General features: G+C 73.0%; 18 protein-coding genes. 12 read left to right on the top strand and 6 right to left on the bottom strand.

All coding sequences use genetic code 11. The annotated features are described in order from the left end of the window. Window positions 1-678 precede the first annotated feature (678 nt). The 5 genes from AAH991_RS24385 to AAH991_RS24405 all read left to right on the top strand — a co-directional run bounded on the left by AAH991_RS24385 (window position 679) and on the right by AAH991_RS24405 (window position 7,448). Window positions 679-1,374, top strand: coding sequence for an ABC transporter ATP-binding protein (locus AAH991_RS24385; protein WP_346228222.1), 696 nt, complete (start codon window positions 679-681; stop codon window positions 1,372-1,374). Further along, window positions 1,371-3,719, top strand: coding sequence for a YhgE/Pip family protein (locus tag AAH991_RS24390; RefSeq protein WP_346228223.1), 2,349 nt, complete (start codon window positions 1,371-1,373; stop codon window positions 3,717-3,719). Before AAH991_RS24385 ends, AAH991_RS24390 begins: the two co-directional genes overlap by 4 nt. A gap of 20 nt (window positions 3,720-3,739) precedes the next feature. After that, on the top strand, window positions 3,740-4,366 hold the full coding sequence (locus AAH991_RS24395) for a TetR/AcrR family transcriptional regulator (RefSeq protein WP_346228224.1): 627 nt from the start codon (window positions 3,740-3,742) through the stop codon (window positions 4,364-4,366). A gap of 486 nt (window positions 4,367-4,852) precedes the next feature. After that, window positions 4,853-6,679, top strand: coding sequence for a substrate-binding and VWA domain-containing protein (locus AAH991_RS24400; protein ID WP_346228225.1), 1,827 nt, complete (start codon window positions 4,853-4,855; stop codon window positions 6,677-6,679). A gap of 16 nt (window positions 6,680-6,695) precedes the next feature. Next, the gene (locus tag AAH991_RS24405) at window positions 6,696-7,448 is read left to right on the top strand and encodes a hypothetical protein (protein ID WP_346228226.1); all 753 of its coding nucleotides are present in this window, start codon (window positions 6,696-6,698) and stop codon (window positions 7,446-7,448) included. A gap of 9 nt (window positions 7,449-7,457) precedes the next feature. On the opposite strand, the gene AAH991_RS24410 is transcribed toward AAH991_RS24405, so the two are convergent. Both AAH991_RS24410 and AAH991_RS24415 read right to left on the bottom strand, forming a co-directional pair. Then, on the bottom strand, window positions 7,458-7,625 hold the full coding sequence (locus tag AAH991_RS24410; protein WP_346228227.1) for a hypothetical protein: 168 nt from the start codon (window positions 7,623-7,625) through the stop codon (window positions 7,458-7,460). Between the two features lie 207 nt (window positions 7,626-7,832). Continuing rightward, on the bottom strand, window positions 7,833-8,783 hold the full coding sequence (locus tag AAH991_RS24415) for a threonine ammonia-lyase (protein WP_346228228.1): 951 nt from the start codon (window positions 8,781-8,783) through the stop codon (window positions 7,833-7,835). A gap of 75 nt (window positions 8,784-8,858) precedes the next feature. On the opposite strand from AAH991_RS24415, the gene AAH991_RS24420 reads away from it, so the two are divergent. Both AAH991_RS24420 and AAH991_RS24425 read left to right on the top strand, forming a co-directional pair. Next, entirely contained in the window at window positions 8,859-9,773 is a 915-nt protein-coding gene (locus AAH991_RS24420; RefSeq protein WP_346228229.1) for a LysR family transcriptional regulator, read from the top strand. A gap of 98 nt (window positions 9,774-9,871) precedes the next feature. Continuing rightward, on the top strand, window positions 9,872-10,978 hold the full coding sequence (locus AAH991_RS24425; RefSeq protein WP_346228230.1) for an ABC transporter substrate-binding protein: 1,107 nt from the start codon (window positions 9,872-9,874) through the stop codon (window positions 10,976-10,978). Window positions 10,979-11,003: 25 nt separating this feature from the next. Here AAH991_RS24425 and AAH991_RS24430 read toward each other — a convergent pair whose 3' ends face one another. Beyond that, window positions 11,004-11,828, bottom strand: a complete 825-nt coding sequence (locus tag AAH991_RS24430) for a cellulose binding domain-containing protein (RefSeq protein WP_346228231.1) — start codon at window positions 11,826-11,828, stop codon at window positions 11,004-11,006. Window positions 11,829-12,093: 265 nt separating this feature from the next. On the opposite strand from AAH991_RS24430, the gene AAH991_RS24435 reads away from it, so the two are divergent. Next, a complete protein-coding gene (locus AAH991_RS24435; RefSeq protein ID WP_346228232.1) occupies window positions 12,094-13,230 on the top strand; it encodes a hypothetical protein in 1,137 nt (378 codons plus the stop codon). Between the two features lie 16 nt (window positions 13,231-13,246). Here AAH991_RS24435 and AAH991_RS24440 read toward each other — a convergent pair whose 3' ends face one another. Further along, entirely contained in the window at window positions 13,247-13,522 is a 276-nt protein-coding gene (locus AAH991_RS24440; protein ID WP_346228233.1) for a helix-turn-helix domain-containing protein, read from the bottom strand. A gap of 56 nt (window positions 13,523-13,578) precedes the next feature. On the opposite strand from AAH991_RS24440, the gene map reads away from it, so the two are divergent. The 4 genes from map (at window position 13,579) to AAH991_RS24460 (ending at window position 16,834) form a co-directional block, all read left to right on the top strand. Then, a complete protein-coding gene (map, locus tag AAH991_RS24445; protein WP_346228234.1) occupies window positions 13,579-14,346 on the top strand; it encodes a type I methionyl aminopeptidase in 768 nt (255 codons plus the stop codon). A gap of 57 nt (window positions 14,347-14,403) precedes the next feature. After that, window positions 14,404-15,042 carry a LysE family translocator gene (locus AAH991_RS24450; RefSeq protein ID WP_346228235.1) on the top strand — a complete coding sequence of 213 codons (639 nt, stop codon included), beginning with the start codon at window positions 14,404-14,406 and terminating at the stop codon, window positions 15,040-15,042. Window positions 15,043-15,122: 80 nt separating this feature from the next. Further along, window positions 15,123-15,836: a VC0807 family protein gene (locus tag AAH991_RS24455; RefSeq protein WP_346228236.1), complete on the top strand. Its 714-nt coding sequence runs from the start codon at window positions 15,123-15,125 to the stop codon at window positions 15,834-15,836. Next, on the top strand, window positions 15,833-16,834 hold the full coding sequence (locus AAH991_RS24460) for a glycoside hydrolase family 113 protein (RefSeq protein ID WP_346228237.1): 1,002 nt from the start codon (window positions 15,833-15,835) through the stop codon (window positions 16,832-16,834). Before AAH991_RS24455 ends, AAH991_RS24460 begins: the two co-directional genes overlap by 4 nt. Here AAH991_RS24460 and AAH991_RS24465 read toward each other — a convergent pair. Together AAH991_RS24465 and AAH991_RS24470 are read right to left on the bottom strand one after the other, a co-directional pair. Next, window positions 16,807-18,462 carry an acyl-CoA synthetase gene (locus tag AAH991_RS24465; protein ID WP_346228238.1) on the bottom strand — a complete coding sequence of 552 codons (1,656 nt, stop codon included), beginning with the start codon at window positions 18,460-18,462 and terminating at the stop codon, window positions 16,807-16,809. The two genes, AAH991_RS24460 and AAH991_RS24465, sit on opposite strands and share 28 nt — an antisense overlap. 37 nt (window positions 18,463-18,499) lie before the next feature. Then, entirely contained in the window at window positions 18,500-19,648 is a 1,149-nt protein-coding gene (locus tag AAH991_RS24470) for a thiolase family protein (RefSeq protein WP_346228239.1), read from the bottom strand. Window positions 19,649-19,653: the final 5 nt, after the last annotated feature.

The following is a 19,653-nucleotide window of genomic DNA, read 5'->3' on the forward strand; positions in this document are numbered from 1 at the left end:
CGCCGCGTTGGAGACGCCGGTGAAGACGCCGCCGACCAGGGCGGCGACCCCGACGACGGTGCCGATCACCCCGACTCCGGTTCTGGTACTCCTTCTCAAAACCGAGCTCCTCGCAGATCGTGCAGGACCCCTGACCGAGGCGGTGGCGCGGGGGCCACTCCTGATCCCGCGGGGGGCAATTCATGAATGTGAACAACATCCATGAACCGGAACGCGGCCTAAATTACGGATCACGAGAACCCGGGTCAATGCTCCGTGTCGGACGATTGACGGGCCAATTCGGGCAGTTGCCGGTTTGTCCAGGTGAGGGGCGAAGCGCCGGGGTCTTCTCGGTGAAATTTTCATGAAACACCCGCGCCGGGCCAGCGCTCGGCGCGAGCGGCGCACTCTCGAAACCCCGACCGGCCTCACCAGGTGTAGGTGAGATCACACCCCGCCGAAGCGGGGCGAGGGTTCGTCGGCGATATCGTTTTGTACCGACTGGTCAGTACAAAAGAGTGGAGCGCAGACATGGACGCCGGGCGGACCGTGAATCCCGCACCCGCTGCCGGAGCTCCCGCCCCACCGTCCGGCGGTGTCTCCGGCAGTGTTCCCGGCAGTGTTCCCGGCAGTGTTCCCGGCGGTGTCTCCGGCAGTGTTCCCGGCGGTGTTCCCAGCGGTGCCTTCGCGGGTGCCGAGGTGGTGGCGCGGGAGCTGGGCGTCCGGGGTGGTCACGGCTGGGTCTACCGGCACGTCTCACTGCACGCGGCTCCCGGCACGCTCACCGTCGTCACAGGTGAGGCGGGCAGCGGCCGTACGAGCCTGCTGCTCACCCTCGCGGGACGGATGAAGCCCACCGAGGGGACGTGCACCGTGGGCGGCCTGGCCGCGCCCCGCAGGATCAGGCAGGTGGCCGCCCTCGGGCTCTTTCCGCAGGTGAATCCCTTCGACGACGCCCTGTCCGTGCGGGAGCACCTGCAGGAGCGGCTGCGCCCGCACGGTTTCCTGTGGCGCAGGCGGCACCCCGACGCCGCGTGGTCGGCCCTCGCCCACGCCGGGCTCGACCCGGGCGCGCTGCCACACGGCGATCGGACCCTGGCCAGGGAGCTCACCCGTGACCAGGCGGTCCGGCTGGGCGTGGCGCTCGCGCTGCTCGACCAGCCGGGTCTGCTCCTCGTGGACGACGCCGGCACCGGCGTTCCCGTGGGCAGGCGTCACGAGTTGTGGGACACGCTCCGCGGCCTGGCCGACGAGGGCCTCACGGTCGTCACGGCGTGCACCGACGCCGAGGAAGCGGCCGGCGTGGCCACCACGCTGCTGCCGCTGCCCGTCGAGCGGGTGGCCGCGCGCCGCGACGACGACCGTCACGATGCCGAGGAAGGGACACGTCGATGAGGGCCTCCCTCCCCGGCCGGTTCGAACTGCGCAGGTTCATGCGCTCCCGGCTCACCAGGGCCGCGCTGGTCGCCGTCGTGATGCTGCCCCTGCTGTACGCCGGGCTTTACCTGTGGTCGTTCTGGGATCCCCAGGCGAACCTGAGCCGCGTACCGGTGGCCCTCGTGGTGGAGGACCGTCCGGCCACCGTCGCCGGAGCCGCGGATGGCCGGCCGAGCACGGTGAACGCCGGAAGCGAGCTCGCCGCAGAACTGGAGGAGCGCAGGGTCTTCGCCTGGCACCGGGTCGGCGCGGCCGAGGCCGACAGAGGCGTCCGCGAAGGGCGTTACTACCTGTCGCTGACGATCCCGGCCGACTTCAGCGCCGACCTCGCCTCGCCCTCGGGTGACGGCACGCCGCAGCCCGCCCGGCTCGGCGTGCGGGTGGACACCGGGCGCAGCTACATCATGGGGACGATCTCGGACGCCGTGTTCCGCGAGGTCAAGGAGGCGGCCGGGCGCAGCGCGGTCAAGGACTACCTCGACCGGATCTTCCTGTCGTTCGGCGAGCTGCACGACAAGACCACCCAGGCGGCCAACGGCGCCGGCCGGCTGCACGACGGAGCCGCCACCGCCAGCGACGGCGCCGCCTCACTGGCTAAGGGGCTGGGGTCCGTGCAGGACGCGACGGGCCGGCTGTCATCCGGGGCCGGCGCCCTGTACGGCGGGTCGAAGCGGCTGACGAGCGGGCTGCACCAGGCCAGGACCGGCTCGGCCTCCTTGTCCGCCGGCCTGTCGAAGGCGGCCTCCGGCGCGGCCGCCCTGCGTGAGGGCCTGTCCGCGCTCGACAAGGGGGCGGCCACGCTGGCGGAGGGCAACCGCGAGGCCTACCGCCAGGTGCACGCCCTGTCTCCGGCCGTCAACCGCGCGGCCGACACGTACGTCCCCGTGCTGGAGCAGAACGGCGACCGTATCCGGCGGGCCGCGCTCACCCTGGCGGAGGGCGCCGACGGCTTCGCGAACGCGCTCGACGGCCTGCCCCGGGAGGTGCGGAGCTCGGCCGGCGCGGCCCGGCAGGACCTGCGTGCCGTCGAACGCTGGCTGGGCGCCCATCCCGACGCCGACCCCGAGCTGCGCACGCTGGTGGAACGGGCGGCGGGGTCGGCCGGCGACCTCGCGTCGGCCGCCGGACGGCTGCAGGACCGCCTCGGCGCCCAGGAGGGCAGACTCGACGACCTCGCCCGTACGGCGCGGACGGTGGCGGACGACGCCCGGGAGCTGGCCGCCGCCGCACCCGGCCTCGGCACCGCCCTGGACGACGCCCGCGACAAGTTCAACGAGCTGGACAAGGGCCTCAAGCGGCTGGCCGACGGAGCGTCCGACCTGCGCGACGGCACCGGCAAGGCGCTGAGCGGGGCCTCCTCGCTGTCCACCGGTCTCGGCACGCTGAACACGGGCGCGCGCCGCCTGTCCACCGGCCTGGCCGAACTCGACGACGGAGCGAGCGGCCTCACCACGGGCCTCGCCTCGCTCGCCTCCGGCGCGGGCAAGCTCGAGGGCGGCATCGGCGCGCTGCGGCGGGGGGCCGGAAAACTCGACTCCGGGCTGGTCAAGCTGACCGACGGCTCGGGCGAGCTGGCCGGCGAGCTCGGCGACGGGGCCGCCCGGATCCCCGACTACGGGGCAGGGGACCGTGACAGCCGTACGGACATGATGAGCGACCCCGTCCGGCTCGCCACCGAGGTGGACAACGAGGTGCCCAACTACGGGACCGGGTTCGCGCCCTTCTTCGTGCCGCTGGCGCTGTGGGTCGGCGCGATGGTGACGTACATGGTGCTGCGGCCGGTCAACCCGCGGCTGCTCGCCGGGTCGGCGCCGGCCTGGCGTACGGCGCTCGCGGGGTGGCTCCCGGGGCTCGCGATGGGGACGCTCCAGGTGGCGGTGCTGCTCGCCGTGCTGCGCTTCGGGCTCGGGCTGCGGGCCGGCGACTGGCCGGGCATGGCGGCCTTCCTCGTGCTCGTGACCGCGGCGTTCCTCGCGATCGTGCAGGCGGTCAACGCGCTGCTCGGGCCGCCCGGACGGGTCGCGGTGCTGGCGCTGCTCATGCTGCAGCTCACCTCGTCGGCGGGCACCTACCCCATCGAGACCTCCCCCGGCTTCTTCCAGGCGATCTCGCCGTGGCTGCCGATGAGCTGGGTGGTGTCGGCGATGCGCCGGCTCATCAGCGGCGGCGACGCCACCGTGGTGTGGCAGGCTTGCGGCGTGCTGTCCCTGTTCGTCGCCCTCGGTCTCGCGCTCACCGTGCTCGCCGTCCACCGCGGCCGTACCTGGTCGATGCGCCGCCTCAAGCCGGAGCTGTCGCTGTGAGCCGCCCAGTGGACGGCACAGTGGACGGCACAGTGGACGGCCCGGCGGACAGTCCGGCGAAGGAACAGGGCGGCAGGCGGGCTGAGACGCGGCAACGGCTGTACCGTGCCGCGGCCGACCTCATCGCCGAGCAGGGTTTCGCGGCCACGACCGTCGACGCGATCGCCGAACGCGCCGGGGTGGCCAAGGGCACCGTCTTCTACAACTTCGGCAGCAAGGAGGCGCTGTTCGCCGGGCTGCTCGACCACGGGATCGAGCGGCTCGCCGACGCCCTCGCCGAGGCCGCGCGCGGCCCCGCCGCCTCGCCGGTCGCCGTGCTCGACGCGCTCATGCTCGCCCAGCTCCGCTTCTTCGACGAGTACGGGCCCTTCGCCCGGGTGCTGCTGGCCGAGTTGTGGCGGGCGGCGTGGCAGGACGCCGTCCTGCGGCTGCGTACGACCGTGCTCAGGACGTACGAGCGCGTTCTCGCGGACGCGGTGGCGGCCGGCGAGCTGCGCCCGGGGTTCGACACCGGCACCGCCGCGACGGCCGTCTTCGGCATGGTGCTCACCGTCGCCATCGAACGCCGCGCCCTGCGCCCCGACCAGCCGGTCGAGGACGTCCACGCCACACTCGCCGAACTCGTCCACCGCCGCATCACACCCTGACCGGCCGCGGCGTGGAAAAGCCGGAATCTACCGGTCGTGCGAGCGCTGAGCCCGCACGGCGCCGACAAGGACCCCTGGCGTCAGCAGAGGCAGGGAGATCAGGAGAAGAGGTCGTCCACTTCGCCGTGGCCGCCCGGCCAATCCACTGCTCCAGCAGGTGCAGGTCGGAGCATCGGCTGATCCGCTCAGGTGCCGCGGAAGGGATGTCCAGGCCCCGGGCGTCGAGCACGGCGAGGATCGCCTCGATCTCGCTCTCCGTGCGGCCCTCTTGACGACCCTGTTCCAGACCTTGTACCAGGCCCCTGTTCACCCACTCGGAGAAGGCGGACTTCACTCAAGGTGTTCACGCCATTACGGAGGATCATCGGAGTCTGTGGATGGCGTGGGAACGGGGCTGATGCGTTAGCGAGACGAGATGATCGGCAACTAACGTGAACCGCCGTTCGTCGGGATGAATGCAGGCATCCCGGAGCAATGGAGGAGATCGTGTACCCCCCACCGCAGCAGAAGCGCCGGCGCAGCGTGGCTCCGTTCATCGTCGCGGTCGTCTTCGCGGGAGCGCTCATCGTCGGGTTGAAGCTGCTGTTCGGCGGGGTGTCGGGCGGCGGGAACGCCGGGGACGGCAAGGACGGGAACGCGACCAGACGCGCCTGCGACGACGACGGGATCACGCTGACCGTCGCCGCCTCCAGTGAGAAGGCCGAGCTGCTGCGCACGATGGCCAACGACTACAACGGCCACAAGGTGGACGGGAAGTGCGTGGACGTCGTCGTGAACTCCAAGGCGTCCGGCGGGGCGATGCAGGCCCTGGCGCGCGGCTGGGACGAGCGGCAGGACGGCCCGAAGCCGGACGTGTGGACGCCGGCGAGCGCCGGCTGGATCACCCTCCTGCGGCAGCGCGTCGAGGGCGGTGACCAGGCGTCCCCGGTGTCCGCGGAAAACCCGACGATCGCCACGTCTCCGCTGGTCATCGCGATGCCCAAGCCGATGGCCCAGGCGCTCGGCTGGCCGTCGAAGAAGATCGGCTGGTCCGACATCCTGGACCTGGCCAACGACCCGAAGGGCTGGGCGAAGTACGACCACCCGGAATGGGGGCAGTTCCGTCTCGGCAAGACGAACCCGAACTTCTCGACATCGGGCCTGAACGCGACCGTCGGGGCGTACTTCGCGGCCACCGGGCTGTCGGGCGACCTGACGGAACGGGACGTCGCCGCGGCGAAGACGCGTGACTTCGTCAAGGGGGTCGAGCGGTCCATCGTCCACTACGGCGACACCACGCTGACCTTCCTGTCCAACCTCCAGCACGCCGACGACTCCGGGACGGCCATGTCGTACATCTCCGCCGTGACCGTGGAGGAGAAGTCGGTGTGGGACTACAACCAGGGCAACCCGACGGGCGACCCCAAGACGCTCGGCGACCACGCCAAGCCGAAGGTCCCGCTGGTGGCGATCTATCCCAAGGAGGGCACGCTCCTTTCCGACCACCCGTACGCCGTGCTGTCCTGGGCGGACGGCGCGAAGAAGGCCGCGGCGGCGGACTTCCTGAAGTACCTCCAGGCGCCCGAGCGGCAGCGGGAGTTCGAGAAGTACGCCTTCCGGTCCTTCGACGGCAAGCCGGGCAGCCTCGTCACGACCGCCAACGGCCTCGACCCCAAGCAGCCGGCCACCACGCTCAGCACGCCGACTCCGCAGGTGCTCGACCGGATCCTCGCCAGCTGGGCCGAGCTGCGCAAGCCCGCCAACGTGCTGATGGTGATGGACGTCTCCGGCTCGATGGGCGCCGACGTCGCGGGCACCGGCAAGACCAAGCTCGACCTCGCCAAGCAGGCCGCGATCAACGCGCTGCCGCAGTTCGGCCCGAACGACCGCGTGGGCCTGTGGCTGTTCAGCCTCAAGCAGGACGGCGACAAGGACTACCGCGAGCTCGTCCCCCTGGGCACGAACAACCAGTCGCGCCTCAAGAACCGCATCAACGGCCTGATACCCAGCGGCGGCACGGGGCTGTACGACACGGCCCTGGCGTCGTACCAGCACGTGATGCGGCACCAGAGCGGCGACGCGATCAACGCGGTCGTGTTCCTGACGGACGGCAAGAACGAGGACAACAACTCCATCTCGCTCGAGAACCTGCTGCCCGAGCTGCGCAAGGAGGCAGGGCAGGAGACCGTGCGGATGTTCACCATCGCCTACGGCGGCGACGCCGACCTCGGCGTCCTGCGGAAGATCTCGCAGACCACCGACGCGGCGGCCTACGATTCGCGCAAGCCGGGGAGCATCGACGAGGTGTTCACCGCCGTGATCTCCAACTTCTGACCGGGAGCCCCTGCCTGTGTCCCGCTTCACCGACGAACTGCGCGACCCCTGGGCGCTGCTCCTGGGCGCCACGGCCGCCGGCGCCGCCTGGGCCGTCGACCTCCCTGCGGCGGGCGTGGCCGTCGCCGGGGTGGGGGTGTGGCTCATCAAGGCGTTCGCCTCCGCCTGGCAGTCCGCGGGAGGCGAGAGCCGTACGGAGCCGGAGGCCCCGCCGGTCGCGCGCGGCAGCGTGGAGGAGGCGTGGCTGCGCCGGGCGGAGCAGGCCGCCGCGTCCTTCGCCGACCTGGCCGCCTCGATGCGCGGGCAGCTCCTGCTCGACCGGATCGCGGCCATGCGCCCGCAGGTGGACGACACCGTCGCGACCCTGCGCCGGCTGGCCGGGCACGCCACCGTCACCGGCTCCGCGCTGGCCCGCTTCGACCCCCGGTTCCTCGAGCAGGAGCGCGCACGGCTGACTCAGGCCCGGCGGACGGCCCGGCAGGAGGTCGCGGGCGAGCTCGACCGGTCGATCGCCGCCCTGGACGCCCAGCGCGAGGTGTACGACCGGTTGTCGGGCGCGCGGGAGCGGGTGCTGGCCCGGCTGCAGTCGGGCGCCCTCAGCCTGGAGGGCCTGGTCGCCCGGGCGGTCGAGATCTCCGCCATGACCGCGACCGCCGACGGCGCGGGCGGCGGCGCCCGGGCGCTCGACGACCTGACCTCGGAGCTCGAACTCACCCGGCAGAGCCTGCACGAGGTCGAGGAGGCCACCCGCAACGACCTCGGCCCCTGATCGCCCGGCTCAGGCGGAGGACCCGGTCACGGCGTGCGACAGGCGGCTCAGCGACAGGCCGTGCCGCGCGATGCCGGGCAGGTCGCGCATCCGGTCCATCCGGAAGTCCGTCAGCGCGGCCACCAGTGGCCCCGGCCGCTCCGCGTCGGGCCCGGCGATCCAGCGCGACCTCAGCACGGTGCCATCGCCGCGTCGAGGTCGCCGAGAAGTCTCCGGACGCCACCTGCGGTCATGTCAGTCTCCGGGAGAAGCGCGGGGCCGGGGCAGAGCGCACGCAGGCGCCGCAGCACGCCGCGGCGGGCGTGGACGGGGGCCCGCGCAACCCGCGCAGCCGCCGGCCGTCGTGTGTCACCCGTCCATCTATCTGACCGACCGGTCGGCCTTCTATTCGGCAGGGGCGAGAAGACGGGACAGTTCGGCCGGGCCGGCGTTGCCGCCCGTACAGACGACGGCGACCTTCCGGCCGGCGAACTCCTCGCGCCGGGCCAGCAGCCCGGCGAGGGCGGCGGCCCCGGCGCCTTCGGCCAGGGTGTGCGCCTCGGTGAGCAGCAGGCGCTGGGCCCGCAGGATGTCGTCGTCGTCCACCAGGACGAAATCGGCCAGCCGGTCCCGCATGACGGCCTGCGGGGTCGCGAACGCCGAACCGGTCGCGAGCCCCTCCACGACGGTTTTCACGGGCCGGGTCACGAGCTCTCCCAGCCGCCAGGAGTCGTACGCGGCCGGGGCCTGGGCCGACTGGACGGCGATCACCCGGCAGCCGGGCGCGAGCGCGGCGGCGGCGAGGCACGCGGCGGCGGCACCGCTGCCGCTGCCCACGGGCACGAACACCGCCTCCAGATCCGGCCGGGCGGTGAACATCTCGACGTAGAGCGTGCCCACCCCCGCCAGGATGTCCGGCTCGTCGGCCGGGCTGATCAACCTGCGTCCGGTCTCGGCGGCGAAGACCCGCGCGTGCTCCCCGGTCTCCACCATCGTCGCACCCCGGACCTCGACGGCCGCCCCGAGCGCCTCGACCGCCGCGACCTTGGCGGGGTTCGGGTTCTCCGGCATCAGGACCGCGCAGGGCACGCCGTACAGGCGGCAGGCGTACGCGATGGATTGCGCGTGGTTGCCGGTCGAGTACGCCACGACCCCGCGGGCGCGGTCGGCCATGCGGGCCAGCAGCGCGATGCCGCCGCGGACCTTGAACGCCCCCGTCGGCTGGACGTTCTCGTGCTTGACGTGGACCTCGGCGCCGACGGCCGCGTCGAGCACGGGATAGGACCACATGGGAGTCTCGGGCAGGTGAGGGGCGATGAGCCGCCGGGCGTCCAGGATGTCGCGGATGTTCGTCATGGCCTCAGCCTGGCCCGCGGCCCGACAATAGGTCCAACTGAAGTTTCCAGGCAAATCCATAGACGGGATCGATGAATGCCGCTTGACGTCGTACGACTGCGGGTTCTCGTGGCCGTGGCCCGGGCCGGGACGGTGACCGCGGCGGCGCGGGAGCTGCACTACTCGCAGCCCTCGGTGAGCCACCACCTGGCCCGGCTGGAGGCGGAGACGGGCGCGAAGCTGGTGCAGCGGGCGGGCCGCGGCATCCGCCTCACCGAGGCCGGCCGCCTGCTCGCCGAGCGCGGCGCGGAGATCCTCGGCCGGCTCGACGCGGCGTCCGCGGAGTTGTCCGCGCACGTCGGGCTGCGGGCCGGGCGCGTACGGCTGGCCGCGTTCCCCTCGGCCCTCGGCACGTTCGTCCCGGCCGCCGCCGCGCGGCTCGCCGACGACCACCCCGGGCTGGACCTGCGGCTGATGGAGGCCGAGCCGCCCGAGGCGCTGCGGCTGCTGCGGGCGGGCCGGGTCGACGCGGCCGTGGTCTTCCGGTACGGCGAGAGCGGCCCGGACGATGACACCGACGATGACACCGACAATGACACCGAGGACGACGGCGTCCGGCTGGTCCACCTGCTCGACGACCCGAGTCTCCTCGTCACCTCGGCCGCGCACGACGGCGCGGGAGACCTGGCGGCGTACGCGGACGGGCCGTGGATCGCGGGCTGCGAGCGGTGCCGGGCCCACCTGCTCGCGCTGTGCGCCGAAGCGGGCTTCGAGCCGCGCGTCTCGTTCACCACGGACGACTACGTCGCCGTCCAGGCCATGGTCGCGGCAGGTCTGGGCGTCACGGTCCTCCCCCGGCTGGCGCTGTCGGCCCATCGCCATCCCGGCGTACGCGTGACCGAACTGCCGGGCTCGACCCGCCGGGTCTACGCCGCGACGTACGGCGAGCCGCCCGACCCGCCCGCCACCACGGCCCTGGTCGCCGCGCTCCGGTCCCGTAGAGATGGGTGACATGTCCCGGATGATCCAGCGCGGGACCCGGCCGTGGGCCGCGATACTTCGACACGTCCACGGCAGACCGGCCGATCGCTCGAAGGAGACGTCGAGGCATGAACGCGCCCCCATCACCGTCCGGGGTGGAGCACACTGACGAATCATCCATCCGGATCGGCGTTCTCGTGCCGCTGACCCGCCCCGGCTGGGTCGAGGCGGGCCGGCACCTGCTCGCCGGGCTCGAACTGGCCGCCGGCGACGTCAACGACGCCGGTGGGATCGCCGGAAGACCGCTCGAACTGGTGGTCCGGGACACCGCGGCCGATCCGCACAGGGCCGCGGCGGCCGTGGACGAACTGGCCCGCCTGGGCGTGGCCGCCCTGGCGGGGGAGTATCACAGCGTCGTCGCCCGCGCGGCCGCCGCCAGGGCCGACGCCCTCGGCCTGCCGTTCCTCTGCTCGTCGGCGGTTCTCGACGCGCTCACCGAACGGCCGACGCGATGGGTCGCGCGCCTGGCCCCGGCGCAGTCCCACGGCTGGCGGATCTACGCGGACTTCCTCCTCGGCGCGGGCCACCGCCGAATCGCCGTGGCCGCCGACGCGAGTGTCTATTGGGCGTCCGGGACTCGCATTCTGCGGGACCACCTCGCTCCCCGGGGCGGCACCGTGACCGAACTCGACATGCGCGCGCTCACCCCCGCGGCCGTGTGCGACGCGCTCGCCGCCGATCGCGCGACGGCCCTGCTGATTCTGGCCGGCCACCCGGAGCCGGCCGTGCCGATCGTCAGGTCGGTCCGCCGCGACCGGCGCCTGGCCGAGATCATGATCGGTGCTCCGGCCGGGCAGCCGGAGCTCGCCGAATGGGCGGCGTCACTGGGCGGCGACGGCGCCGGGGTCCCGTTCCTGCGCTACCTGCCCGAGCGCCTCGGCCCACTCGGCGCGCGGGTCGAGGCGGCCCTGCGCGAACGCCTGGCCCAAGCGCCCTCCTTCGTCGCCTTCGAGGGCTACGACACGATCGCCGTCCTCGCCGACCTGCTCCTTACCGGTGGCGCGGACCGGGCGCGGATCGCGGAGTCCTGGCCACGCGTCGCGGTCGAAGGCACCCGCGGGCTGATCCGGTTCTCCCGTACGCCGGGCATCGACGTATGGCAATGGGCGTGGCCGCCGGTCCAGGTCGCCGACAGGGATCCGGCGGAACCCGCTCGCTTCCGTGTCCGGGGGTGAGGAACCCGTGGACAGCCGCGACGGATCAGCTCGGGCTCGGTGCGGGCGACGGGGTGGCGACGTCGTTGTCCAGCTCCCTCGCGGTCCACAGGGCGACGCCGCTGCCCGGCAGCTGGCTGATCCGGGACAGGAACGTCGCGGTGCCGTCCGCCGCGTCGTCGTCCTCCGCCGCGAAGACGGTGAGGGACTGCCAGGTGCTCCACTGGTCGGCGGGGAAGAGCAGCCGGGGGCCGATGGACAGGTCCGGATCGCCGAGCAGCCGCTCGCTGTCGACGGTCACCCAGCCGTACGACGGCTTCTGGCTGAGCCGCACGTGGATCAGCGCCGAGCCGCCTTCGGGCACGACGATGTCCGCGGGCGAGACGACGACGCTCGGCGTGGCGCTCGGGCTCGGCGACGGGACGGGCGTGGGCGCGGCGGAGGGCGGTGGGGCGGCCACGCACGGCACGCCGTTGACGGCGAAGTCCGTGGGCCGCGGATTGCTCCCGCGCCAGGTGCCGGCGAACCCGACGGCGGCGGACGCGCCGGGCGAGATCGAGCCCGCCGGGACCGAGGCGGCGACCAGGCGGCCGGTCTGGGCCCACTGCGCCGACCAGCCGTACGTGAGCCGCTGCGAGCCGGGAAAGGTGAACGTCAGCGTCCAGCCCGCGATGTGGTCACCGGTGTTGGCGACGTCCACACTGGCCGTGAAGCCGCCCCCGTCCTCTCCCCACTGCGTGGTCGCGTACGTGACCTCGCAGGAGACCGCGGCGTCGGCCGTCCCCTGGACGAGCCCGGTCGTTGCGGCCGCCGCGACCATGGCGGCCGCGAGGACGGCCGAGCGACGCAAGCGGCCGTGGGGGAATCGCATCCGGCACCTCCATGGTGAGCTGACCACCGCCCTGGCCGGCTGCGACTGATCGCCGGCGACGCTCCCAGCGTCAGCTCTCCTTGGCGGCCTGTACAGGAATCACCCCCGCGGTCGCGGCGAAACGGCCGGGCCACGAGGCAGGCGGCCGGCGATCTACCTGAGGTAACCCGTCACCGGCCGCGGTTCACCCGGCGATCGGGCCGCTGAAAGATTCAGAGGAGACGGTTCCCGCGACGGGTTCGGTCCCCCGTGCGATCATCTCCGGGTGCGTACCAGTATGGGGGTACTCGCCGCGCTGGCCCTCGTGTGCGCGTCCGCGCTGATGGCCGACACGGCCCGGTACGACGCCGGGCGGACGGCCGCCCACGCTGTCGAGTGGTCGTCGCGGTGGACCCTGAGATACGCCGCCAGGGAGCACGAGGACCTTCCGTTGTCGATGGTCCCCGCGGCGGACGGCGGAGTGTCGCTGTTCGTCAGGCAGAGACCTGGCCCCGGCTGGTCGATGCTGCGGTGGGACGGGACCTCCTGGAGGCGCGCTCGCCTGCCCGCGCAGTTCGGCGAGGCCCGGGGGCTCGAGATCGGCGGATCCGCGTCCGGGGAGACGATGTGGGCGGCCCTGAGCGTGCCCCAGGAGTACGACAGCGTGACAGAGCACCTGTGGCGGTTCTCCGCCGGGCGCTGGACACGCCTGCTCTCCCGGGACGCGACGTGGAACCCGGTGGTCGGCATCTCCCTCGACTCGCGGGGCGGCGCCTGGTTCGTCACCGGCATGGACCCGGACGGGGGTCGCTCCACCGTGCTGCGCTGGAGCGGCGGCACCTGGCGAAGGCAGCCGTCGCCGCCGGATTTCGACCTCATCGCGGTCGCCGCCGCGAGCCCGGACGACGTGTGGATCGTCAGCCGGGAGCGGGGGGACAGGTTGCTGCACTGGAACGGCGCGTCATGGCAGGACGTGCCCTACCCCTGCGCGATCGGCTCCGCCCGTCCACCCTGTCGCGGGCGCGCTCACCTGAGCGATCTGCACCTGACCGCGCGGCCGGACGGCGAGGCGTGGGCGGCCGGGCCCTACTGGGCGGACGGCGGCGGCCCCGTCGTCCTCCACCGGGACCGCACGCGATGGGAGCAGGTGGGCACGGACCTGGTGCGGACAGGCCTGACGGCGGTGCGTGCGGACCCGGTGGACGGCGTGTGGATGGCGGCCCATCCCGCCTCCGGCGCGCCCTATGTCCTCGGCCTGCGCGACGGCGGCTGGACCAGATCCACCCTGCCGGCGAGCGGCCCCGGCGAGCGCATCGTCGGCATCGCGCCCATGCGGGGCACGGAGCGACTCTGGGTGCACACACGGCGGCCCGATCCCAGCGGCGACGGAACGACCTCGCTGGTGTACGAGCTCTCCCGGTGACGGCACGGCCGGGGCGTCAGCCGGCTTGGCGGAACTCGGCGGCGTGTGGGCCCTCGGCGCAGGCGGCGGCCAGCTCGTCCAGCGACAGGCCGAGCGCGGCGGCCAGCGCGGCGACGGTGAAGAAGGCCGGGGTCGGGGCCCGGCCGGTCTCGATCTTGCGCAGCGTCTCGGCCGACAGCCCGGCCGCCGCCGCGACCTCGACCATGCTGCGCTCGCCGCGCGCCTGCCGGAGCAGGGCGCCGAACCGCTCTCCCCGCAGGCGTTCCTCGGGGGTCAGGGGCACTCTCACCATGACCGTGATACTAATACCGGTATAGTTATTGGTGCCACTTGGGAAGGGCAAGTGTCATGGTGGAGATCAAGACCGATGCCGCGCTGGACGCGATGCGGGAGGCGGGGCGCGTGGTGGCCCGCACGCTCGACGCCGTACGGAAAGCCGCGGCCATCGGGGTGCGGCTCACGGACCTGGACGAGACCGCGCGGGCGGTGCTGCGCGAGGCGGGGGCGAGCTCGCCGTTCCTCGGCTACCGGCCGCGGTTCGCGCCGACCCCGTTTCCCGCGGTGATCTGCGTGTCCGTCAACGACGCGATCGTGCACGGCATCCCGACGGACTACCGGCTGCGCGACGGTGACGTCGTCGGCGTCGACTGCGGTGCGGAACTGGACGGCTGGACGGCCGACGCCGCCGTCACGTTCATCGTGGGCACGCCGCGGCCCGGCGACCTGGAGCTCGTCGACACCACGCGCCGGGCCCTGGAGGCCGGGATCGCCGCCGCGACCGTGGGCAACCGCATCGGGGACATCTCGGCGGCGATCGGCGCGGTCGCCGGGAAGGCCGGGTACGGCATGCCCAGGGACTTCGGCGGCCACGGCATCGGCCGCCGCATGCACGAGGACCCGTCGGTGCCCAACCACGGCCGGCCGGGGCGGGGCTATCCCCTGCGGCACGGCCTCGCGCTGGCCATCGAGCCGATGTTCATCGCCGGAGGCCGGGACGGCTACCGCACGGCGGACGACGGCTGGACGCTGCACAGCGTGGACGGCAGCCGGGCCGCCCACATGGAGCACACGATCGCGGTCACCGAGGACGGCCCCCGCGTGCTGACCGTGCTCTGAGCAGGAGCCGCTAAATAGGAGTGCTTGAACAGGGGCGTTGTCCGTACCATCCGAGCCATGCCGACTCTGCCGACACTCGCCCTGTTCGCCGCCGCCACACTGGCGCTGCTCGTGGTCCCGGGACCCGCCGTGCTCTACATCGTCACCCGCAGCGTGGCCCAGGGCCGTTCGGCGGGACTGGTGTCGGTGCTCGGCGTGCACGCCGGTTCGCTGGTGCACATCGCCGCCGCGGCGCTCGGGATCACCGCGTTGCTCGCCGCCTCGGCCACCGCCTTCGCCGTCGTGAAGTACCTCGGTGCGGCCTACCTCGTCTACCTGGGGGTCCGCAAGCTCATGCGGCGGCCGGAGACGGAGGACGCGGAGGTCAAGGTGGCCTCGAACACCCGGCTGTTCGGCGAGGGCTTCGTGGTCAACGTGCTGAACCCCAAGACCGCCATGTTCTTCCTGGCGTTCCTGCCGCAGTTCGTCGACCCGGCGCGCGGTCCGGTGGCGCCGCAGGTGCTCGTGCTCGGGGCCGTCTGGGTCGCGCTGGGCATGGCCAGCGACGGCACCTACGCGCTGCTGGCCTCGGTCCTCGCCGGCCGGATGCGCTCCTCGGCCCGGGCCCGGCGGCGGCTCGACCGGGGCAGCGGCGTCGTCTACCTCGGTCTCGGCGCGGTGGCGGCCCTGGCCACCGAAGGCGCCAGGAAGCTCTGACGGCTACCGGGACATTTGTACTGCCGTAATCGGGATCGCTGAATCTGCCCGGCTCCTCCGGCTTTCGAGACGCTTGACGCGTGCGGAGAGACGAGCTGGAGGAGCCGATGACGCAGACCCTGACCGCGCCGCCGAGAGCCGAGCAGCCCCGGAAGGGCAATCTCGGCAGGATGCTCATACCGCTGGCGCTCGACGTCGCCACGCCGATGGCGTGCTACTACCTGCTGCACGGCGCGTTCGGCATGAGCGAGGTCGCCGCGCTGGCCGTGAGCGGCGTGATCCCGGCCGTCCGGGTGGTCGCCGGGATCGTCAGGGACCGCACGCTGAACGGGCTCGCCGGGCTGACGCTGGCGGTCAACGTGGCCGGCATCGCGCTGAGCTTCGTCACCGGCGACGCCCGCATGATGATCGCCAAGGACTCCGGCCTCAGTGCCGTGCTGAGCCTGGCGATCATGCTCTCGGCGTTCACCCGGCAGCCGGTGATGTCGGCGGGCATGCGCCCGTTCGTCACCCGGGGCACACCGGAGAGGGAGGCCGCCTGGGACCGGCTCGCGGAGGGGTCGCCCCGGTTCCGCCGGGCGGTGCGGCTGTTCAGCGGCATCTGGGGCGGCGTGCTGCTCGCCGAGTGCGTGGCCCGGCTGATCGGCGCGTTCACGCTGCCGGTGTCCACCATGGTCTGGCTGTCCAACGTGATGCTGATCGTCGCGATCGTGGTGGGGCTCCTGGTCGCGGGCGCCTTCGCCTCCGGGCCGATCATGATGATGGTCAGGATGGAGGCGAGGGGCGCGCGATGAGGGGCAGGGGCATCAACTACGACACCGGTTTCCTGCCCGGCGGGCGCATCAGCCGGGAGACGTTCGACTCCGAGACGGTCCGGGCGGAGATGCGGGTCATCGCCGGGGAACTGCACTGCACGGCCGTCCGCATCACGGGCGGCCACCCGGAACGGCTCGGCGTCGCCGCGCGGCACGCCGCCGACGCCGGGCTGGAGGTGTGGTTCGCGCCCTTCCCCTGTGAGATGACCACGCGGGAGCTCGCGCCGTTCTTCGCGGAATGCGCCGAGCGGGCCGAGGAGGTGCGGCGCGGCGGCGCGGAGGTGGTGCTCGTCACCGGCTGCGAGCTGAGCATGTTCGCCGCCGGCTTCCTCCCCGGCGACACCGTCTTCGAGCGCATCGCCGGCCTCATGAAGGGCGACCCCGAGGTGTACGCCCGGTTCGCCGGGATTCCCGCGCTGCTGAACCCCTTCCTGACGGAGACCGTCCGGGCGGCGCGCGAGGTCTTCGGCGGGCGGGTGACGTACGCCTCGGGGGACTGGGAGGGGATCGACTGGAGCCCGTTCGACATCGTCGCGGTGGACGCCTACCGCGACGAGCGCAACGCGGCGACCTACCGCGAGGGGCTGCGCTCCCTCTTCGGGCACGGCAAGCCGGTCGCCGTCACCGAGTTCGGCACGTGCGCCTACACAGGGGCGGGCGCACGCGGCGGCATGGCCTGGGCCATCGTGGACCGGTCGCGAAGGCGGCCCCGGCTCACCGCTGACTTCACCCGCGACGAGGGCGAGCAGGTCCGCTACCTGCGTGAACTGCTCGCCGTGTTCGAGGAGGAGGGCGTGGACAGCGCCTTCTGGTTCACCTTCGCCGGGTACGGCCTGCCGTACGACCCCCACCCGCGCAGGGACCTCGACCTGGCCTCCTACGGGGTGGTCCGGCTGCTGAAGGACGGCGGCAGGGAGCCGAAGGAGGTCTTCCACGCCCTCGCGGCCGCCTACTCCGACGGACGCGCGACCGGCTGAGATGCGGGCCGCTGAGATGCGGGCGGCTGAGATGCGGGCGGCTGAGATGCGGCGGCGGCCACCTGACCGGCCCACCGGTAGTCGGCCTTGCCCGCCGGGGAGCGGACGATCTCCTCCACGAACGCGTAGGTCCGCGGCACCTTGTAGCCCGACAGCCGGGTGCGGCAGTGCGCGTCGAGCTGCTCCGCCGTCGGCGCGGTCCCGCCGTACGGCTGGACGACGGCCGCGACCCGCGAGCCCCAGCGTTCGTCGGGGATGCCGGTGACCACGGCGTCGAACACGGCGGGATGCCCCTTGAGCACCGCCTCGACCTCCTCGGGGAAGACCTTCTCCCCGCCGGTGTTGACGCACTGGGACCCGCGTCCGCAGAACCGGATCGTGCCGTCCTCCTCGACCGTCGCGAGGTCGCCGGTGAGCAGCCACCGCACGCCATGGGCGTCGGTGACGAAGGTGCGGGCGGTCTTGTCCGGGTCGTTGTGGTAGCCGAAGGCGATCCGGCCGCTCCTGGCCACCGTGCCGATCCGCCCGGAGCCCGGCTCGACCGGGGTCAGCGTCTCGTCCAGCACGGCCACGGTGGCGTTCGCGTTGGGCCGGTAGCGCAGGCCGGACTCCGGCGACGACCCGTCGACGCCCGAGGCCGTGTATCCGGACTCGGTCGAGCCGAAGTTGTCGAGGATCATCCGGCCCGGCAGCAGCTCCTCCAGCCGCGCGCGCACGGCGCCGCTGAGGATCGCCCCGGTCGAGCTGAGCACGAACAGCGACGACAGGTCGTAGGACCCGGCGGCCATCTCCTCGGCGAGCGGGCGGGCCATCGCGTCGCCGGTGATGTTCAGGCTGACGACCTTCTCCCGATCGATCGCGCGCAGCACGGCGGCCGCGTCGAACCGGCGGACGTGCACCATCGTGCCGCCCATCCACCAGGCGATGAAGGTGCCCATCTGGGCCGCGCCGTGCATCAGCGGGGCCCCCGTCATCATGACGACCGGGGACGCCGTGCCGCGCGCCTGCTCGATGACCGCCTCGGGCGTCTTCAGCGGGTCGCCGTACGGGTTGCCGCCGCCGAAGGCGAAGAACAGGTCCTCCGACCGCCACATCACGCCCTTGGGCATGCCGGTCGTGCCGCCGGTGTAGATGACGTACACGTCGTCGCCGGAGCGGGGCGGGAAGTCCCTGCCTTCGGACTCCCCCGCCACCGCCTCCTCGTACGGCACCGCCCCCGGCACGGCGGTGGGGCCGCCGACGGCGACGAGGTGGCGCAGCCCGGGGACCTGCGCGGCCACGGCCGCGACCCGGTCGCCGAACTCCACGTCGAACAGCAGGGCCGCGATGCCGGAGTCCCGGTAGAGGTAGCGCAGCTCCGACTCGACGTACCGGTAGTTGACGTTGACCGGGACGGCCCGCAGCTTCAGCGTCGCCAGCAGGGCCGCGACGTACTCCATCCCGTTGTAGAGCTGCATGCCCACGTGCGTTCCGTGGCCGACGCCGTGCGCGGCCAGGTGGTGGGCCAGCCGGTTGGCGTGGGCGTCGAGCTCGGCGTACGTCGCGCGGTCGTCGCCGCAGACCACCGCGACGCGGTCCCCGATGGCGTCGGCGAGCCCCTCGAAAAGATCGGCGTGGTTGAACTCCATCGGGCGGACCTCCCGCTCGTCAGGGTCTGCGACTACCTCACGGTCTGCTGCTTCCGACGATCCACATCGCGAAGAACTGCGCGCCTCCGCCGTACGCGTGGCCGAGCGCGAGGCGTGCCCCCTCGACCTGGTGCTCCCCCGCCATGCCCCGCACCTGGAGCGCCGCCTCGGCGAAGCGGATGAGGCCGGACGCGCCGATCGGGTTGGACGACAGCACGCCGCCGGAGGCGTTCCACGGGGTGTCGCCGTCGAGCGCCGTGCATCCGGCCTCGGTGAGCTTCCAGCCCTCCCCCTCGGCGGCGAAGCCCAGGTTCTCCAGCCACATCGGCTCGTACCAGGAGAAGGGCACGTACACCTCGGCGACGTCGATCTCCCGGCGCGGGTCGGTGACGCCGGCCTGGCGGTAGACGTCGGCGGCGCAGTCGCGGCCCGCGCGCGGGCTGACGACGTCGCGGCCGGCCACCATGATCGGCTCCGAGCGCATCGCCGTGCCGTGGATCCAGGCGGGCGTGCCGGTCACCTTGTCCTCGGCGGCGAGCACGATCGCGCAGGCGCCGTCGGACGACGGGCAGGTCTCCAGGTAGCGGATCGGCTCCCACAGCATCGGGGTCGACTCGACCATCTCCCGGCTGATCCCCGGGATGCGCAGGTGGGCGTAGGGGTTCTTCAGCGCGTTGAGCCGGTCCTTGACCGCGACCAGCGTGCCGATGTGGTCCGGCGCGCCCGACCTGCGCATGTACTCCCTGATGTGCGGAGCGAAGTAGCCGCCCGCGCCCACGACCAGGGAGGCGTTGAAGGGCAGGTGCGTGGACAGGGCCCAGGTGGCGTTCGACTCCGACTGCTTCTCGAAGGCGACGACCAGCACCCGCCCGTGCACGCCGCCCTGCACGAGCGACGCGCCGACCAGCGCGGTCGAGCCGCCGACCGAGCCCGCCGTGTGCACGCGCATCACCGGCTTGCCGGCCCCGCCGAGCGCGTCGGCGAGGTACGCCTCGGGCATCATCACGCCCTCGAACAGGTCCGGCGCCTTGCCGATGACGACCGCGTCGATGTCGGCGAACGTCAGCCCGGCGTCCTCCAGCGCCCGCAGGGCGGCCTCGCGGACCAGCCCGGCCAGCGACACGTCCCGCCGTCTGGTCTGGTAGCGGGTCTGGCCCACGCCGATGACGGCACAGCGGTTTCCCACGGCGA

Origin of the sequence: Microbispora sp. ZYX-F-249, from assembly GCF_039649665.1 — a bacterium.
In the GTDB taxonomy this organism is placed as follows: domain Bacteria; phylum Actinomycetota; class Actinomycetes; order Streptosporangiales; family Streptosporangiaceae; genus Microbispora; species Microbispora maris.